The following is an 18916-nucleotide window of genomic DNA, read 5'->3' as shown; positions in this document are numbered from 1 at the left end:
TACAGTTGTACTTTGTAGCGCTCTGTTTATTTATTCATCATAACATTCAAAATTTCACTGTCAGTTTTTCCGAAGCCATTGGTAACCAACTTACCCAACCCCCTAATAGTTTGATCCACATCGTCTTGGACCAATCCATTAGTCGAAGGAATTTCCACTCCCTGAATCGCTAAATCGACTGCACGACACATTGATGATGTTGAACTTGCAACTTTCATTGCGCAAGAACATCCTGCACCATCACAAACCATTCCGGCGGCATCGCCAATCATATTCTTAATAGCTGAACACGCTTGGTAATAATCATTTGTCAGCAAGTAAATGGAACCAGTCGCGGCACCCATAGCGGCTGAATCCGTCGCACAAAATGCCGATAACACAGGTAAAAAGGCATGAATATAAAGTGCTGTTAAATGTGACAATGTTAAAGCCCTAATCAACTGCTCTTCACTAGACTTTTCATGTCTAGCCACAATACAAACTGGCACTGTAGCAGTGATTCCCTGATTACCTGAACCCGAATTAGACATTGCTGGTAATTGTGAACCACCCATACGAGCATCCGAAGCCGCAGCAGTGTAAGAAATGATTTGTTCCGTCAAACTAGTGTTTTTTTGAAGCCTAGATGATTTAAGAGACTTACCTAACTTAATTCCATAGTCATGTTGGAATCCATCCTCTGCCAGTGCCAAGTTAAAATTAGCAGCCTTACGCATAAAAACTATATTAGCTAGCGGCTCAGTTAACGCAAAATCCCAGATATTTTTTAATTTGACCGTCTGCAAAAACTGTTTAGTTTCTGATATCGCATGTGTAGCCGGACGATCTTTAGAATATAGTGGTTTATCATTCTTTTCAATTAAGAATATATTTGTGTGATCGCCAGCAATACAGACTCTTACCTTATCCGTTGCATCTGACACTGTAACCTCAACGTATAAGTCATCTTCAACTTCAGCAATATGTGTAACAATCTTGCCGGAATCAGCTAGTTCATTGATTTTTGGAAGCTGCTCATCACTTAATTTAGAAATAACACTCAAGCCCACAGCAGGATCACCGGCAATTGCTCCAGCGGCGGCAGCCACCAACAACCCTGGCCTACCCGTTCCAGGGACAATCACTGCCATAGCGTTCTTCATAATGTTATGAGATACACTTACATCAATTGCTTGAATATCACCACTTAGATATGGCATGCAGTTAGCTGCAGCGTATGCTACCGCAATTGGTTCCGTACATCCAGTTGCTGGAACAACACCTTCCTTAAGCGATTTAATGAACATTTTTTCATAACTACCTTTTCCTGTACCCGCTTGTTGAAACATGATTATTTCCTTTCTAGGATATTTGTATACTTTGTTAAAAACATAACATACTTAGTCAAAAAAAAGAACTCCATACTAGCTTCAATAGTATAGAGTTCATAAATGACATATTAAATTCCGTCGTCTTCAGCATCTGCCTCAAACTTATTTTCTTTATGTACGAATAATTGAGTTTGTGACTTACTTGTTTCTACAAGTTTATTTGCTAAATCAGTAGCATTCCCATCGAATGAGGATAGTTGGAGGCCTATCTCCATCAATGATCCAACATTGCAACCACAAGTAACTTGAATATCTTTATCACTACTCATACTTAACTTAACGGCTTCTTTAAAAGGAGTTCCGCCTAACAAGTCACAGAAGAACACTACTGAATCATCGTTTTTGATTTCATTAGTGAATTCTTCGGAAAGACTCTTTTCATTCATATCTCCAGTAAAATCTATAAAACTGACTCCTGGTAATTGACCAGCCAATAATTTGACCGTTGAATGAATTCCTGAAGCAAAGTTTCCATGTCCAGTAACAACAATTTTCATTTTATAGAACCCCCAACCATGATAATGCGATAGCAAGGATAAATGTAACAAGAATCAAAACTACAGGACTAACATTCTTCTTCTTAAGCAACCAATATAGCAAGAATGTGTAACCTAATGGAAGAATATTAGGGAAAATACGGTCAAAGAATTGTGTTTGAATAGCAATTGTATGACCTGCTGTAACTGGGATCTTAGTCTTAACAGTAATTTGAACATATGTAGCAATCAAACCACCGATAACTGTACAACCTAAGACACTAGCAGCGTGTGAAACAATGGCTGAGTTCTCACGAATCTTAGAAATAGCCCTAGTACCTGTTGTGTATCCCAAACGAGCAATAGGAATACGAGCGAAGAACATTGCAACATAGACAAGGAAGAAGATAAGCGGTCCTAAGATGCTTCCTTGTTTAGCAAATGATGCTGTAATACCAGCAACGATAGGTAGAATTGTGAACCAAGTAATGGCATCACCAATACCTGCTAAAGGTCCGAACAAAGCGATTCTCAAACCATCAATTGTTGAACGTTTTTCACCGTTCTCTTCTAGTGAGGCTTCTAGTCCCATTAATAGAGGAGCAGCATAGTTGTTAGTATTAATGAATTGCAAGTTAGACTTCATGGCATCTGCCAAGCCCTTCTCGTCATCCTTATAAATCTTCTTCAATGAAGGAATCATTGCTAACGTCCAGCCATCAGCCTGCATTCTTTCATAGTTCATTGCTGACTGGTTAAAAATAGATCTAATACCAAGCATACCAACGTCATGCTTAGTTAATTTACCTCTTGTTGGAGTTTCTGATTTTTTAGATTCCATCTTCGTCGTCTCCTCCATTTGAATTTTCCATAGCTGTCTTCAACTTCTTGTCGTTTTCAGCATCCTTCTTACTTCTATTGTATTCAATCAATGCTAGAGCAACACCAATGACAGCAACTGGCATCAAGTTTCCAAATTTAATAAAGCAAGCGGCTGTAAATCCAATCAATAGATATGGAACATAACGTGCCTTTAACATACTCTTTAACAATAAACCAAAACCAACGGCAGGTAAGATACTACCGGCAATTTCAAAACCATGACTCAACCAAACAGGCATTGCATTAACTAATGACTTCATCGGAGCTTGTGCACCATAGACACATAAGAATGCGATAATACCATATGTTAAACCAACGATCCATGTTGGTAGTAAAGCTAAGTTAGTGAATTTCTTTGATTCACCTTTTTCAGCATATGTATCTAGTTTCTTTGTTAAAACTGAGAATGCTGAATAATAGAATAAAATAATATATTGCATCAAAATACTAAATGGTAATGCCAATCCAATAGCAGTAGCTGGACTTTTACCTGTTGTATAAGCTAAAACAACAGTCATGATACCAGCCATAATAGGGTTAGGCGGCTGTGTTCCACCAACCGGAGTTAAACCAGCGAATGCTAATTCAGTTAGTCCGGCGGCAACTATCCCTAAAGTAATATTTCCTAAAATTAATCCTGTAACGGTACAAACTATCATTGGTCTGAAGATGTAGAAACCTTCCCACCAAAAGTCAATACCAGAAATAATTGCGAAAAGACCAATCAATAGCCCTTGCATTAATGTAACTTGCATCTAGATCACTTCTTCCAATGGTTGTTTTTTGTCCTCTGGTACTTCTTGAACGTATACGTTGGCACCCTTGTCAGCGCAAGCCTTCAAGTCTTCTTTATCTTTATCATCCATGTATGTATATTTAGTAACTTGCTTCTTACCATCTGAGAAGTGCATATTACCAATATCAATGTCCTTCATAGGAACTCCGCCCTCAACTAACTTGCGAGCATCTTCTGGCGTACGAACAACGATAAAAATCTTTTGCTTAGCACTAGCACGATGGATATTGTTAATAGTCTTTTCGATTGTCCAGAAACGAATACCAACACCAGAGCTATCAGCTGTAGCAGCCATCAATTCTTGTTGTAGTGGATCATTAGCTGTGTCATCATTAGCAACCAACAATAAGTTAGCCCCAACAGATGAAGTCCAAACAACACCAACTTGTCCATGGACTAATCTGTTATCAATTCTTGTTAATACAATATTAGGTTCACCCATCTTTATTCCTTCTTTCACTTGACTATAAACATTATCAAATCTCCAACGACAATCGACTGACTGTAATAAATAAACTTTCCATCTTGAATACCCTTGGTAGTGACATTCACCATAGGATCTCCGACATTCAAATTAAATATCTTGCGATTCTTACTAGTAATTAAGCTAGCCTCTGTTTTAGAAAAGAACTCAGCTTGCAACTCATACCTTTTAGCTAAAAATGGAATTAAGTCTTTATCAACAATCTCTTGTTTATGAATCATTGGAAAACTGTCAAATGGCAAAAAAACTTTTTCACTAAAAACTGGTTCATCATTCGCATAGTACAAATACTGAAATGAATAAAGATAATCATCATCATTCAACCCTAATTCAGCCCGAGCACGCTTTTCAGTACCATCAACATTAACACTGAATTTTTCCAGTTTTATTTTAGGATTTGCTCCCATTTTTTTGATCATTTTTTGAACATCCAAATAACTGATTTCCAAATTTGATTCATCTTTCGACATTACGAAAGATCCTTGACCTTGTTTCTTATATATATAATTTCTATTTTCTAACTCTGTCAAAGCACGTCTAACAGTGATTCTAGAAACGTTATACAACTCTCCCAGTCGTTGTTCTGACGGCAACTTACTATTCTCAGGCAGCTGTCCTGATTCAATTTGCCGCATTAATTCATTCAACATTCTTTGATACAGTGGCATTGTATGACCCATAGGAATTCCTCGACTTGTTATATTGTTATAACAACCACGACTATATTTAAGCACCATACATAAGGTATGTCAACGCTTTCACAGAAAATGTTGTATTTTCTGATTTATTAATTATCTTTTGGGTGCGCTACACTCATACTTCCAATTATCTATAATTTAAATCAAAAAAATATATTCTAATTTTTGAGTACACAAAAAAACATAAAAAACAGTCATAATAGGCATTAGGACTATAAATTAAATATCATGAACAAAAAAAGCACATCTTTCGATGTACTTTTAAGTAATATTTATCCAACCTGACTAGTTCCATCAGAATAATTCAGAGTAACTCCGGATTGAACATTAAAAATATAAACATTGAAATGGACTGAATCATCACCAACTGATTGAGCTTCCATCTGAACTCCACGAGCTAACAATTCATCGTTTCTAAATATCGGTGTGACACGATATCTTATATAGTGACTATTGCTTTGCTTCAAATAATAAGCAATATCCATTTCATGCGCCAACATCTCAGGACTATTTAATGAGCGTGTTCCGGTCATTAAATTCTTAGGATTGTTGTTCTGTCCCGTCAACTGATATCCAATTAAATGACTACGATTGTACAACCACCCCGAGCTAATACGCTTATTTCGCCAACCAGTAGGATCCCACGTTAATCCCTCTCGTTTAGTACTTGGCATCAAAGAAACATTTAACATTGCATTAGCAGCAGTAACCCGATTCAAATTATCTAAATCGCCATACCTTTGCCAAGCACCCATACTTGTCACTAAATCATCCTTTGAAAAATTAGGATTATTGTTATTCACAACAATTTCTTGAGTTCCGGTATATTCAAGATTAGCTAAATCTTCAGCCGAAGACGTCTTGGAATTATTATTACTGTATTGTGTTTGATCATGCTGACTCAAATAATCTTGATTTGAAGCAATTTGATTTTGCAATTTAGTAATCGATTTTTTTAATTTCTTGTTACTGGCTTCTAACTTAGTTGCTTTTTTTTGATACGAATAATCTTTTACAACTTCAGTTTTTTCATTGTCTTTACTATCAGTTGATTGACTTTCAGAGCAAGCTGTCAATGACATCGTCATCGTTATAACGGCTAATACTTTAATTAAACTTTTCATATTTATACCTTAGCCTTTCTATAACCAGCGTTAATGGCATCTTGTTCAGTTTGAAAGTAAACTGCATTACTAGAATTCATATTATAACCACGCTGTCCTGGTACATGGTAAATATGAGAGTTCTTATTACCAACGATTTGCCCAGATGATGCGGTGTTCATATCTCCTCTTGAATTAGTAGAACTATTCGCAGAAGAAGTAGCCTGAACCTGTTTTTTAGCAGCGGCTTCAGATGCTTTTTGTTGTTCTTGTTGCTGTTTTTCTGCCGCGGCTTGCTGTTCTGCGGCAGCTTTTTTAGCTTCAGCCTCTTGTTTCTTAATATCGTCAATCTGCGAATGCGTACTAGTTTCTTGCTTGACCAATTTTTTCTTTTTAGCCAATAGTGCATCATGTTCTTTTTTTGCTATCGCATACTTATCCTTGCCTATATACTTTACTTTTTTAGCTGCTTGAATAATATTGCTGCCGATGTCAGTCATCGTTACAGTTCCATATAACGCCGTAAAAGACAATAATACTATCAAACTAAGCCAAACAATTTTTTTGAAGCGTTTAGATAATTGCATCCCCTTTTCCCCCTATAATTTTTTCAATTCCATTGTATCAAAAAAGCGATTACCTCAATAGTAACCGCCATTAGTATTCTTAATATTCATTCGTTGTAAAATATCGACCAGTTTTTGTTCGTCCGGCTTCAAGATATAACTCTTGCGACGAACTACCGAAATATTAAAGCTCTCTGGTAATGGATTAGCAATATCTAAACAAACTAGGTCTCGATCATATTCACCAACTTCGTCTCTCACTAAAATACCAATACCAACATTAGCTCTAATTAAGCTTTTAAACCACGATATATCCGGTGTATCATAGACCACTTCCGGCTCGATCTCATAATATTTACAGTAATCTTCTAGCATCTGAGAATGAATGTATTTACCAGTTAATCTGATAAATCGTTCTGCCATCAAATCTCTAAAATCAACTGGCTTCGTACTTTTGGATAGAGGATTTTTAGCGCTGACAATTACGCTGAAGGGACGACTACCCAAGTACTCAACTTCATATTTAGGATTTTGAATTGGTTTGATCGTAGCGATGACAGCAATATCAACATTACCATTATCCAATTCATTCAATAATTCAGAAGAACCGCTCTCAGATATTTGCAGCTTCTGAAAAAGTGATTCTTGCGCAAGTTTTTGTACTACTTGTGGAAAGTACAAAGTACCAATTATCGGTGGCAATCCAAACTTTATTTTTTCACTATCAGACGCTTTTATCTCTTTTCGAGCCAAGTCGATATTTTTTTGAATTACCTTTGATTTTTCGTACAATAAATAACCCGATCGAGTTATCTCAGTTTTTTGATGGACGCGATCGACGTGCACCAGTTTGGAATCAAATTCTTTCTCTAACCGCTTCACTGCCTGAGTAATAGTCGGCTGAGATACTGAAAACATTTCTGCCACTTCAGTATAATTACGTTTTTCCACCAAAATTCTAAAATACGACAAATCACGTGTATTCATATTGCTTAACCTACTTTGCATTATTACCACCTCGATTAGCTTCTAATCCATAATGAATTGAACCAACCCAGACTACAAAATAAATTATATCAACTTATTGTACTACTTACTTGATTTATCCAGGTTTTGAATAAATTTAAAGGCTTGTTGACCTGCTTGACGACCGAAAATAACTGTTTCAGCAATCGAATTTCCACCAATACGATTGTTACCATGCAATCCACCAGCAATTTCTCCACCAGCAAATAATCCATTGATAACTTGACCCTTTTCATCCAATACATGAGTTTTTGCATCAATATTAACGCCACCCATTGTGTAATGAACAGCAGGAGCAATGTGAATTGAGAAGAATGGACCTTTGACAATACTACGATCCATACCAGTTGTTCTACCAAATTCAGCATCGTTATGATCATCAACGGCTTTGTTCCAAGTATCCACTGTTGCTTCAAGTGTTTTAGCATCTAAACCGATACTATCAGCAAGTTCTTCAATAGATGAACCAGTTACAACTAATCCAACTTTATCATAGAATTCAATAGCTTTGACACGATCACGAATACCTTGATCAAGGATCAAGTAAGCACAATTTTCTTTCAAGCCATCAATTGCAGCTGTGACATTTTTACGAGTATCTAGCTCATTAACAAAACGTTTTGCTGATTTATTAACTAGAATTGCACCTTCACCACGAACAGCCTCACCAATCAAGAATGGATGGTCAGTATCTTGTTGAACTGTTGGATGGACTTGAACCTGATCCATATCAACTAACTTAGCACCAACAGCGCTAGCCAAAGTAATTCCGTCACCTGTGGCACCTGGTGAATTAGTTGTCTCATATCCTTCCAAATCTGGACGATATTTAGTTAATAACTTAGGATTTGCTCCAAAGCCACCTGTTGCCAAGATAACAGCATCACCATTAATGGTAGACTTCTCTCCATTTATCTCGACTTCAACACCATCAATTGCACCATCATCTTGCAATAATTTCTTAACTAATACATCAGTAAATAGTGGGATATTTTCTTTATCAACTTGTTTCAATAACTCTGTGACTAAGAAACCACCAATTGGTGCCATTGAACTAGGACGGTGTGTTCTTAGTACACTCATTCCACCAGTTGTCGTTAGATCATCTAACTCAATTCCATGACTTGCTAACCAATCAATTGCTAATGCACCATGAGTCGTAAAGAACTTCAACAATTCAGGGTTATTCTTCTTGCCACCACCGACAAATGTATCATGATAGAAAGCATCCATACTATCAACAATCTTGTGGTCCAATTGAACTGAAGTCTCACTAGCATTCATTCCTGATGAAGCGCGTGTTGTATTTCCACCAATACTAGACATCTTCTCCAGAATTACTGGTGATAATCCTAATTCATGTGCTTGAATAGCAGCAGTCAATCCTGTAGCACCAGATCCTACAATGACTAAATCGTAGCGATCTTGCAATTTACTAATATCAGTTGGCTCAAACTTGAACTTTGCAGCTTGTTTTCTTTTATTAGCCTTTTTAATTTTACTGTGTTTTTTTGTCATTTATCTTTCCTACCCTTGCTTTGTTGTTTCTAAAAGAACTATGGAGAGACTTACGTCTCTCCTAATTCTCTAAATATTTGTCATCTTTAGTGGATCAACCCATTTATCGAATTGTTCTTCAGTAACTAAACCAGATTTAATGGCAGCTACCTTCAGAGTTGTTCCTTCTTTTTCAGCAGTTTGTGCAATTGTTGCACTTTCATGATAACCAATGTGTGGTGACAAAGCCGTAACAGTCATCAATGATTGATCAACTAATTCTTCCATTCTATCAGCATTAACTGTTAATCCATGGATCATCTTGTCAGCAAAGCCAGTCATAGTTCCTGTTAGAAGCTCTGCAGATTCTAGAAAGGCACTGATAAGAACTGGTTTGTAGACATTTAATTCGAAGTTACCTTGACTAGATGCCATACCAACAACAACATCATTACCCATAACACGTACAGCAGACATTGTTACAGCCTCAGCTTGCGTAGGGTTTACCTTACCAGGCATAATTGAAGAACCAGGTTCGTTAGCTGGAATGTGTAATTCTCCATAACCTGAACGAGGGCCACTTGCCAAGAATCTAACATCGTTAGCAATCTTCATCAAATCTGCTGCCAATGTCTTAATTGCACCATGAACAACATTTAAGCCTGAATGTGCAGCTAATCCGTAGAATTTATTCGTATCTGCAGTGAACTTAACACCATAAACTTCTGTCATCTTCTTAGCGATAATGTCAGCGAATCCAGGAGCAGCATTCAAACCTGTACCAACAGCTGTTCCACCCATAGCAAATTCACCAAGTGTTGGATTTAAGCTCTTTAAGTATGAAAGATCATGTTCTAGCATGCTTGCCCAACCACTTACTTCTTGGCCAAATGTTAATGGAGTAGCATCTTGCAAATGAGTACGTCCAATCTTTACGACTTTCCAATACTTTTCTTGTTTAACTTTCAATTCATCAATCAAATGTTGTAATGAATCCTCTAAGTTATCAACTGCAACTGAAGCAACAATACTCATAGCAGTTGGGAAGATATCGTTTGAGCTTTGTCCCTTATTAACATCATCATTCGGCAAAATTTCAATATCTGGGTTTATTTTAGCTGCCATATGAGCAACAACTTCGTTTGTATTCATATTTGTTTGAGTACCTGAACCTGTTTGATAAACAACTAATGGAAAATCTTTTCTTAAGTCTTCGTCATCTAATGCCAACAACTTATCGATTGATTCAACAATCAAATCGGCTTTTTCAGGCTCAATAGCATCTAGTTCTTTATTAGAGATTGCTGCAGCTTTCTTAATTTGAAGCAAAGCCTTGATAATTACTAATGGCATCTTCTCACCAGTTGGGAAATTATTTCTTGAGCGTTCTGTTTGAGCTCCCCATAATGCATCAGCTGGGATTTTTACTTCTCCTAAAGTATCCGATTCAATTCTGAAATCTGTCATGTGTGTAACCTCCAATTATTTAAGTTGCGCCAAAAAAATCTGTAAACGCTTCCTTGTGATGTTTTTATCATAAATGGATAGCGAAGTCATAGTCAAACTGTATATACTTCATTAATATTTTTTATGAGGTTGATCTATCAGTGATTTATGGCAATAAAATAAACTTATCGCTAATAATTTAGCAATAAGTTTATAAATATTTATTTAACACTCTTAATTACATAATCTCCTAGACTCTCAACACGTTTCCAATCATCAGCATCCGGATCTTCGTTGATTTTAACTGAATCAGCTACTTGATCACCATTAGCTGAATTTAGTTGCATAGTGAAATAATCCACTGCACGACCATAGTGAATGTGAGTCTTTGAACTTGAACCTAGAACTGCAAATTTAGTCTTTTCCAAATCTACATCTAACAAATCTTCATAAAAATCCTGAGCCTCATCGGGGACTTGACCATCTCCGTACGTATATGTAACCACAATAACAGCATCATATTCCGGAATCGAATAAGCATCTGTATCAACCATTTGTTCCAAATCGATTTCAGCTTTATCGCCCAAATAATCTGCCAAATGATTAGCAATTTTTTCATTTCTACCACTCATACTAATATAAGTTATCAATACCTTCATTAAACTACCACCTTACACTAATTCTTTCATTTTTATGTTTAGCATTTTCAATCTCATCAACCATTGCTATAGCATAATCTTCATAACTTATCTTACTTTGTCCATCATCATTTGTCGTGAACTCTTCTCCAGCAACAACATATTTACCAGTACGAGCTGCATTATGGTCAAAATCAGCGGCTGGGCTGATATAAGTCCAATTAATGCTACTTTGTTTCAATACATCCAGTGCCTTTCCCATCTCTTCGCTCAATGGCTTAACATCAGCGGGAAAATCGGCACCTTGGAATAATTGTGCCGTATGATCCTTATTCATATACAAAGAACCTGCTCAATAACCTGGCTTCTAGTCCCTTCATAATATCGATCAAGTGCTCAGTTGATGGAACGTACTCCTTGACCATATCACCAAAGAATCCTAAGGCATCTACTACTGCATCGAATCCCTTTAAATCCTCACTTGTAATACTATAAACATCTCTAACTAAATATTTGCTTGTTACTGATTTATCTTTATTTCGAACTATCGAAGTTACATCAATGCCACGATTCTCAGCTTCCTTAGCAATAAGTGAACCTTCCTTACCATTCGCACCAATAATTGCAATTTTCAACATAAAATACCTCCCATTAATAATTACTTTACACAATGAAGGAGCAAAGTTCTAAAATTATGGCTCGATATAGTAGAATAATCATATGAAAATTGAGGAGGACATTATGGCAAAATATCAAATTTACTTGATCCGTCACGGAAAGACTTGGTTCAATCGTTATCAAAAAATCCAAGGCTGGTCAGACACACCACTAACACAAGATGGTATTGAGGTCGCACACAGTGCTGCTGAGGCACTCAAAGATGTAGATTTTGCTGCAGCTTATTCATCTGATACTAGACGTGCGATGGATACAGCTGAAATTATTGCTGAAGCAAACAAAAACAAGCCACTTCCACAAAAAATGACTGAGTTTAGGGAACAATTTTATGGATCATTTGAAGGTGATAACATAGATGAAGCTTGGGACAAAATCTCAAATTCTCATAATACCAAGAATTACCAAGAAATTGTCTATAAATATGGATTCGATGCCACAATGGATTTTGTAAAAGAAGCTGATCCGTTTCACGATGCTGAAAATGCCGATGAATATTGGAATAGATTAGATCGTGGTTTTGAAAAAATTGATCAAATTGCGCATGACGGTGACAAAATTCTACTAGTTACTCATAGCACAACAATATTGTCGCTCGCATTCAAATATCAAGATGGTGATTATGAACTGAATCAATTACCAGGTAATTCCAGTTTGACAATGTTAGAGCGTATTGATGGGACTAACCACGTTACTAGTTATAATCAAAAACTTCATTAATAGAAGTTACCCCCTCACTTGTAGTAAAATTACAGTATGAAATTCTGAGGAGGAAGAAATGGCAAAATATCAAATTTACATGGTTCGCCATGGTAGAACTTGGTTCAATCGTTATAACAAGATGCAAGGATGGTCAGATACACCTTTAGCACCAGATGGCGTTGAGGTGGCTAAAAAGGCAGCCCAAGCACTAAAAGACGTAGATTTTAGTGCTGCATTTTCATCTGATGCACGTCGCGCAATCGATACTTGTAAGTTGATAATGGATGCTAATGTTAATAGAGATAAAGTTCAACCTCAAAAATTAATGGAATTCAGGGAACAATTTTACGGTTATTTCGAAGGTATGAATTCTCCAGAAGCATGGTTTATGGTTGGTCAACCTCATGGTGCTTCTACCTTCAGTGAAATAATTGCTCAACATGGTTTGGATGCAACTAAGGACTTCATGAAGGAAGCTGATCCATTTCACGATGCCGAGAATGCTGAGGAATATTGGACGCGCTTGAACAAGGGATTCAAAAAGCTCGATGAAATCGCCCATGACGGTGATAAAATCTTATTGGTTTCACATGGAACAACGATTCGTTCAATTACCGATCGCTATAACGCTGGTAACTTTGACGTGACTGAGAGTCCTCGTAATTCAAGTCTTACAATGCTTGAACGTGATGATGGATTCAACCGCGTAACTAGCTACAATCAAATGCTAAACTAAAAAAAGTCGCAGAAATTCTGCGACTTTTTATTTTTGCTTAGTATGTCTCTGACGTTCCAACTGCTAAGACGATAACTCCTAAAATCAAAGCAACTACAAACATTCCGAAAACCACTGGAATTCCAAAGCCCATACCGATTAACATACCGATTAAGTATGGACCAATTGTTGCTCCAATACGACCAATTGATTGTGAGAATCCTACTCCCATTCCACGAATATCAGCTTTGAAGTGGCTAGGTGTAAAGGCAATTAAAGCTCCCCATGCACCTAAGTTGAAGAATGATAAGAATGCTCCACTTGCCAATAGCATTCCTTCACTAGAAGCAACACTAAAAACAGATGCACTACTGATTGTTCCAATCAAATACATAGTTAAAATATTTTTATGACTGATCTTACCCATTAACCATGCAGCCAGATAATAACCTGGTAACTGTGCCAAACTCATTAATAAAGTATATTGGAAACTATGAATAATAGAAAAGCCACGTAATACTAGTACACTAGGTAACCATAGGAACATGCCATAATATGAGAACATTACGACAAACCAGAGAAAACTAAGTGCTAAGGTTTTGCCAATTACATCATGATTAAAAATTCCAGAAAATTGTTCCTTTAAACTAGTTTTTTCTTTTTTCTCGTAATTCTCTGGTAAGTGACGACGCATAACAAAAGCATACATCATTACAAAGAATGTCACGATAACACTGGCTCTCCATCCGTACAATGGTGTGATTGTATTAGAAATAACTGCTGCTAATATCCAACCAATCGCCCAGAAACTATCAGCCATAATTAACATTTTGGCTTGTTTTTTCCCTTTGAAATTATCTGCTAACATTGTAGCGGCTACAGGAAGTTCCCCACCAAGTCCCATACCGGTAATAAATCGTACCAGCATAAATTGATTAACGTTAGTTGTAAAAGCTAATAGTAAATTACAAACAGAGAAAACTATTAATGTGATGATCATGACATTCTTACGACCAAACTTATCGGCCATGTAACCACAAAGAATTGAACCAAAAACCATCCCTAATGAAGTTACAGAACTCACATAACCCACTTGTGCAGGTGTTAAGCTCCATTCTGCTTTTATTAATGGCATAATAAATGACAACAATGCGACGTCCATCGCATCAAATAACCAAGCAGTACCAATTACTAATAAGAGCTTACGCCCTTTTTTAGAATTCTTTTGAATCAAAGTATCTTGCATATTGCCCTCTTTTCACTTTTATTGATAATCCGGAATATCAATAATTTTGTTTTTAAAAATCAATATATTGATTTAGGTACTTTATACCTTTAAGGATAAAAAGAGCTTAACATCACGCTTATTGTGATGTCAAGTTTATTTCAATCGATAAATTTTTGCCGGTCGACCTGACCTAGGTTTGTGCTCGTATCCAGACTCTATGAATAAGCTGCCATGTGTCTTCCTAAAATTAGAATTATCGATTTCTGATAGCTTTGTTCTTAGGAAAATGGCATAAATCATTCTGGCCTTTCGTAAAGTGAAAGTGGGACCAAGAACCAATAGGATCGTTGGCAAATAATTCAAACGATTTTTTACTCTAGTAAAAGCTGTACGTAAGATTAACTCATGATCGGAAACCATTACGTGATTAGTTGTAGAATAAAATTTTTCTTCAGATATTTTTTCTGACAAAGTTTTAAATTCTAAATCACCATTTTTTAATTGATAACTATGATTATTAGCTGATACTCGGAACCATCTAGCATCGTCCGCACCATAACCTGCAACTAATTCAGGCATATCTGGCAAATAGATCATATAAGTTAGTGACAATGTACGTTCACCCTTTACACGATTAACATTCGTGAATGTCTGTAATTGTTCAGTATTGACCTTTGATAACTTTACGCCAATTTTTTCCCTAACTAATCTCAAAGAAGCATCATCTGCACTTTCGTTCTCACGCAAATAAGTCATGGGCAATCCCCATTTACCTTTGTATGGACTTTCAGAACGCTTCAATAGCAAAATAAGCAAAGAGTTGGAATCAAGATCAAAACTCCAAATAACGTTTGTAATACTTATCAATGGTCTATTTATCATTTCTTATAAGGCTCCTTGTATCTAATTAGTTATATTTTACTATTACAAACAAAAAAGCCATACACTTTTCATGCATGACTTTGAATTTACTTATGAGAAGAGAACTTCCATAACTAGGAGTGCTCCACCAAATACTAATACGAAGACAACTACCGGCCAAACGAATCTTAGCCAGTGTGAATACTTCATATTCAACATTTGTAGTGTAGCCATAACTAATCCGGTTGGTGCTAAGAATAACATAGCATATTGACCGAACTGATAAGCCGTAACAACTGCAAAACGAGGAATGTTGACAGTATCAGCTAGTGGGGCAAAAATTGGCATTGATAGGACAGCCAATCCTGATGATGATGGAACGATAAATCCTAAAACGAAGAAGATAAACATCATAACGATGATGAATATTGGCCCGCTTACGTGTGAAACTAATGATGATGAATATTGCAAAATAGTATCTGAAATATATCCATTATTAAGAACAATATTGATACCACGTGCCAAACCAATGATCAATGAAACACCGACCAAGCTAGAAGCACCATTAACAAAGGCATCAACAACACCTTTTTCACCAATACCGTAACGGCCAGTTGCTGTAAGAATCATGATAACAATAGCGAATGCCAAGAATGATGAGGCCATTGTTGGGAACCACCAACCTTGTGACATAACACCCCAAACCATGATTGGGAATGCGGCAACAAACAAAATCAAAATAAACTTTTTACGTGATGTAAAGAATGTCTTTTTACCTTTTTTCTCATCACTTGATTCAACGGACCACATATTGTTAAATTCTTCGTGATCATCATATGTATATGAGAATGTAGGAGTATCCTTGACCTTTTTACTGTACCAGTACAAGTAAAATTCAAGAACTATCGCGGCAATAACTAATCCTGTTGCACGCCAGACAATACCTTCTGTAAATGGAATACCAGCAGCATTTGAGGCAATAACAGCTGAGAATGGGTTAATTGTTGAAAAACAAGTACCAATGGAACTTGAAAGGAATATTGCACCTACTGATACAATTGAATCATATCCCATGGCAATAAAGATAGGAACTAAGATTGGATAGAACGCAACAGCTTCCTCTTCAATACCACAAAGAGTTCCACCAAGAACCATTAGGATAGAAACCATAAAGATCAACAGAAATTCATGTCCCTTAGTCTTTTTGGTCAACGCCATTAGTCCTGATTCAAAAGCACCACTCGCTTTTACAACACCTATTAAACCACCAAGTACGAAAATGAAGACCATAATATCAACGGCTTCAATCGTACCTTGAACCATACTTTTGGTTATTGCACCTACTTGAGCTGGTTTTTGCTTCAATCTTTTATAAGTATTTGGGATTGAAACAGCGTCGGTAATACCGCCAGATGTAAATTGCTTGATATCGATTTTAACACCCAGTTTATCGAGCTCTTTTTGAGTTGCTGGTACATTGGATACCTTCCCAGTTGGGCTGGTGATCTTCAAGCTGGAACTTGAAGAACTATAAACCATCTTCGAATATGCCCCGGCAGGAATGGTCCATGTTGCTATAACAGCAACAATTGTCAAAATAAACAGAATAACAAAGGCACCAGGCATCTTTAATTTGAATTTTTTCTTCTTTGGTGCTTGTGGTGCTTCGTTAACTGCGCCTACATTTCCCATAATTTCATCTCCTGTAAAATATCTCAAAAAAAGAGAGGTGGTCTTAGGCCACCCCTCATATTAATTACTTCTTAATGATTGTGCCGACTTTTCCAGCAAGTGCATCGTCTAAATGATCCAGAGATGTAATCAATGCACTGCGGTTATTATTTCCTTCGACAAAACTCAAACAAGCTTGAATCTTTGGCAACATACTTCCAGCAGCAAATTGACCTTCGTCAATATACTTACGGGCTTCGTCTCCATTGATTTCTGTTAGCTTCTTTTCATTATCCTTGCCGAAGTTTACATATACATAGTCAACGGCTGTTAGAATAATTAATGTATCTGCGTTGATTTTGTCAGCTAGTAAAGCACTTGAGCGGTCTTTATCAATAACAGCTGGAACTCCTTGAAGTACTTCACTGTTCTTAATAACAGGAACACCGCCACCGCCACCAGCGATGACTAAGTTATCATTTTCGATCAGATCGTTGATACTCTTCAATTCGACAATTTCCTTTGGGAGTGGTGAAGCTACAACACGACGATATCCGCGTCCAGCGTCCTCAACGAATGTATAACCCTTTTCATCTTCAAATTTCTTCGCAGTAGCTTGGTCGTAGAATGCTCCAACTGGCTTAGTTGGATTTTGGAAAGCTGAGTCATCTGCGTCTACTTCAACTTGAGTTATTACAGACACAACGTCCTTTTCGATCTTTCTTCTGTGAAGTTCATTTTGAAGACTTTGTTGTAAATGATAACCAATGTAACCTTGGCTCATTGCTCCGCATTCTGGGAATGGGAATGCTGCTGTTTGACCATGCTCAGCAGCGTAATTCATTCCTAAATTTATTTGTCCAACTTGAGGACCATTTCCGTGACTAATAACAACTTTGTTACCAGCAGCAACTAGCCCAACAAGTGAATTAGCGGTATTCTTAACTAGTTTTAATTGCTCCTCAGGAGATTTGCCTAGGGCGTTTCCACCGAGAGCTACGACCATTTTAGACATTTCATTATCCTCCATAAACAAGTAATGAAAGCCTGTAATTCAGACTTTCTTTACTTTCTCCTTTATTCACCTAATGTAGCAACCATAACGGCTTTGATTGTGTGCATTCTGTTTTCGGCTTCTTGGAATACAACTGATTGATCACTTTCGAAGACTTCGTCAGAAACTTCCATTTCTTTCAAACCGTACTTCTCGTAAATTTCGTGACCGATCTTTGTCTCAGTATTGTGGAATGATGGTAGACAGTGTTCGAAGATAGCATTAGGATTCTTTGTCTTGGCCATAACATCCTTTGTTACACGATATGGTTGTAGTAGATCGATACGTTTCTTCCAGATGTCATCTGGTTCACCCATTGATACCCATACATCAGTATAGATAACGTCTGAACCAAGAACACCCTTGTCGATATCATCTGTAACCATGATCTTAGCGCCAGTCTTCTTAGCAATAGCTTCACACTTGTCTAACAATTCTTTAGCTGGATCCAATTCCTTAGGACATACTAAGTGGAATGTCATTCCCATGATTGAAGCACCGATCATCAAAGCATTGGCAACGTTGTTACGTCCATCACCCATGTATGTAAAGTTGATTTCGTTGTAAGGTTTCTTTAAGCATTCCTTAGCTGTTAAGAAGTCAGCCAAAACTTGTGTTGGGTGATCTTCATCAGTTAGTCCGTTCCAAACTGGAACACCTGAATACTTAGCTAATGTTTCTACTGTACGTTGTGAGAATCCACGATATTCGATTCCATCAAACATTCCACCAAGAACACGGGCAGTATCCTTAGCAGTTTCCTTCTTGCCCATTTGTGTACCTGTAGGGCCAAGATATGTAACTTGAGCACCTTCATCATGAGCGGCAACTTCGAAAGCACAACGAGTTCTTGTTGAAGATTTTTCAAAAATCAAAGCAATATTCTTCTTAGCAAGTTTTTGTTGTTCTGTACCTGCATACTTAGCCTTCTTAAGATCTGCAGAAAGATCTAGTAGGTATCCCATTTCCTTTGGTGTAAAGTCTAATAGTGTCAAAAAACTACGATTACGTAAATTGAACATTTTGTG

Annotated in this window: 19 protein-coding genes and 1 pseudogene; 2 read left to right on the top strand and 18 right to left on the bottom strand. The window is 37.0% G+C overall.

What is annotated here, in order from left to right; genetic code table 11:
- Positions 1-26: 26 nt before the first annotated feature.
- The 13 genes and pseudogenes from EKM79_RS03235 to EKM79_RS03175 form a co-directional block, all read right to left on the bottom strand.
- The gene (locus EKM79_RS03235; RefSeq protein ID WP_246005609.1) at positions 27-1328 is read right to left on the bottom strand and encodes an L-cysteine desulfidase family protein; all 1302 of its coding nucleotides are present in this window, start codon (positions 1326-1328) and stop codon (positions 27-29) included.
- 110 nt (positions 1329-1438) lie between these two features.
- A complete protein-coding gene (locus EKM79_RS03230) occupies positions 1439-1867 on the bottom strand; it encodes a PTS sugar transporter subunit IIA (RefSeq protein WP_125565838.1) in 429 nt (142 codons plus the stop codon).
- 1 nt (position 1868) lies between these two features.
- Positions 1869-2687 (bottom strand): PTS galactosamine transporter subunit IID, encoded by an 819-nt coding sequence (gene agaD / locus EKM79_RS03225; RefSeq protein WP_125565836.1) that lies wholly within the window; start codon positions 2685-2687, stop codon positions 1869-1871.
- Positions 2677-3483 (bottom strand): PTS galactosamine transporter subunit IIC, encoded by an 807-nt coding sequence (gene agaC, locus EKM79_RS03220; protein ID WP_125565835.1) that lies wholly within the window; start codon positions 3481-3483, stop codon positions 2677-2679. Before agaC ends, agaD begins: the two co-directional genes overlap by 11 nt.
- Complete coding sequence (agaB, locus tag EKM79_RS03215) at positions 3484-3966, bottom strand: PTS galactosamine transporter subunit IIB (protein ID WP_125565833.1); 483 nt, start codon at positions 3964-3966, stop codon at positions 3484-3486.
- Positions 3967-3980: 14 nt separating this feature from the next.
- Positions 3981-4745, bottom strand: coding sequence for a GntR family transcriptional regulator (locus EKM79_RS03210; protein ID WP_246005608.1), 765 nt, complete (start codon positions 4743-4745; stop codon positions 3981-3983).
- Positions 4746-4978: 233 nt separating this feature from the next.
- Positions 4979-5830, bottom strand: coding sequence for a DNA/RNA non-specific endonuclease (locus EKM79_RS03205; RefSeq protein WP_125565830.1), 852 nt, complete (start codon positions 5828-5830; stop codon positions 4979-4981).
- 2 nt (positions 5831-5832) lie between these two features.
- Positions 5833-6396, bottom strand: coding sequence for a sunset domain-containing protein (locus EKM79_RS03200; protein WP_125565828.1), 564 nt, complete (start codon positions 6394-6396; stop codon positions 5833-5835).
- Between the two features lie 54 nt (positions 6397-6450).
- Positions 6451-7383: a LysR family transcriptional regulator gene (locus EKM79_RS03195; RefSeq protein ID WP_246005607.1), complete on the bottom strand. Its 933-nt coding sequence runs from the start codon at positions 7381-7383 to the stop codon at positions 6451-6453.
- An 81-nt stretch (positions 7384-7464) separates the two neighbouring features.
- Complete coding sequence (locus EKM79_RS03190) at positions 7465-8919, bottom strand: flavocytochrome c (protein WP_125565826.1); 1455 nt, start codon at positions 8917-8919, stop codon at positions 7465-7467.
- A 69-nt stretch (positions 8920-8988) separates the two neighbouring features.
- Positions 8989-10365, bottom strand: a complete 1377-nt coding sequence (locus EKM79_RS03185; protein WP_125565824.1) for a class II fumarate hydratase — start codon at positions 10363-10365, stop codon at positions 8989-8991.
- A gap of 200 nt (positions 10366-10565) precedes the next feature.
- Positions 10566-11003: a flavodoxin domain-containing protein gene (locus EKM79_RS03180; protein ID WP_125565822.1), complete on the bottom strand. Its 438-nt coding sequence runs from the start codon at positions 11001-11003 to the stop codon at positions 10566-10568.
- A 4-nt stretch (positions 11004-11007) separates the two neighbouring features.
- A pseudogene (locus tag EKM79_RS03175) lies at positions 11008-11620 on the bottom strand (NAD(P)-dependent oxidoreductase).
- Positions 11621-11723: 103 nt separating this feature from the next.
- On the opposite strand from EKM79_RS03175, the gene EKM79_RS03170 reads away from it, so the two are divergent.
- Both EKM79_RS03170 and EKM79_RS03165 read left to right on the top strand, forming a co-directional pair.
- On the top strand, positions 11724-12377 hold the full coding sequence (locus EKM79_RS03170; RefSeq protein ID WP_125565820.1) for a histidine phosphatase family protein: 654 nt from the start codon (positions 11724-11726) through the stop codon (positions 12375-12377).
- 58 nt (positions 12378-12435) lie between these two features.
- Positions 12436-13095, top strand: a complete 660-nt coding sequence (locus EKM79_RS03165) for a histidine phosphatase family protein (protein ID WP_125565818.1) — start codon at positions 12436-12438, stop codon at positions 13093-13095.
- A gap of 37 nt (positions 13096-13132) precedes the next feature.
- Here the strand turns inward: EKM79_RS03165 and EKM79_RS03160 are convergent, their stop codons facing one another.
- The 5 genes from EKM79_RS03160 to argF form a co-directional block, all read right to left on the bottom strand.
- Complete coding sequence (locus tag EKM79_RS03160) at positions 13133-14320, bottom strand: MFS transporter (RefSeq protein ID WP_125565816.1); 1188 nt, start codon at positions 14318-14320, stop codon at positions 13133-13135.
- Positions 14321-14455: 135 nt separating this feature from the next.
- Positions 14456-15184 (bottom strand): NrtR DNA-binding winged helix domain-containing protein, encoded by a 729-nt coding sequence (locus EKM79_RS03155; RefSeq protein WP_125565814.1) that lies wholly within the window; start codon positions 15182-15184, stop codon positions 14456-14458.
- Between the two features lie 90 nt (positions 15185-15274).
- Positions 15275-16855: a YfcC family protein gene (locus EKM79_RS03150; protein WP_125565812.1), complete on the bottom strand. Its 1581-nt coding sequence runs from the start codon at positions 16853-16855 to the stop codon at positions 15275-15277.
- 64 nt (positions 16856-16919) lie between these two features.
- Positions 16920-17849: a carbamate kinase gene (gene arcC, locus EKM79_RS03145; protein ID WP_125565810.1), complete on the bottom strand. Its 930-nt coding sequence runs from the start codon at positions 17847-17849 to the stop codon at positions 16920-16922.
- A 62-nt stretch (positions 17850-17911) separates the two neighbouring features.
- On the bottom strand, positions 17912-18910 hold the full coding sequence (gene argF / locus EKM79_RS03140) for an ornithine carbamoyltransferase (protein WP_125565807.1): 999 nt from the start codon (positions 18908-18910) through the stop codon (positions 17912-17914).
- Between the last annotated feature and the right edge of the window lie 6 nt (positions 18911-18916).

This window comes from Companilactobacillus insicii, from assembly GCF_003946015.1.
Lineage (GTDB): Bacteria > Bacillota > Bacilli > Lactobacillales > Lactobacillaceae > Companilactobacillus > Companilactobacillus insicii.
This window is presented reverse-complemented; position numbering and strand designations above follow the sequence as displayed.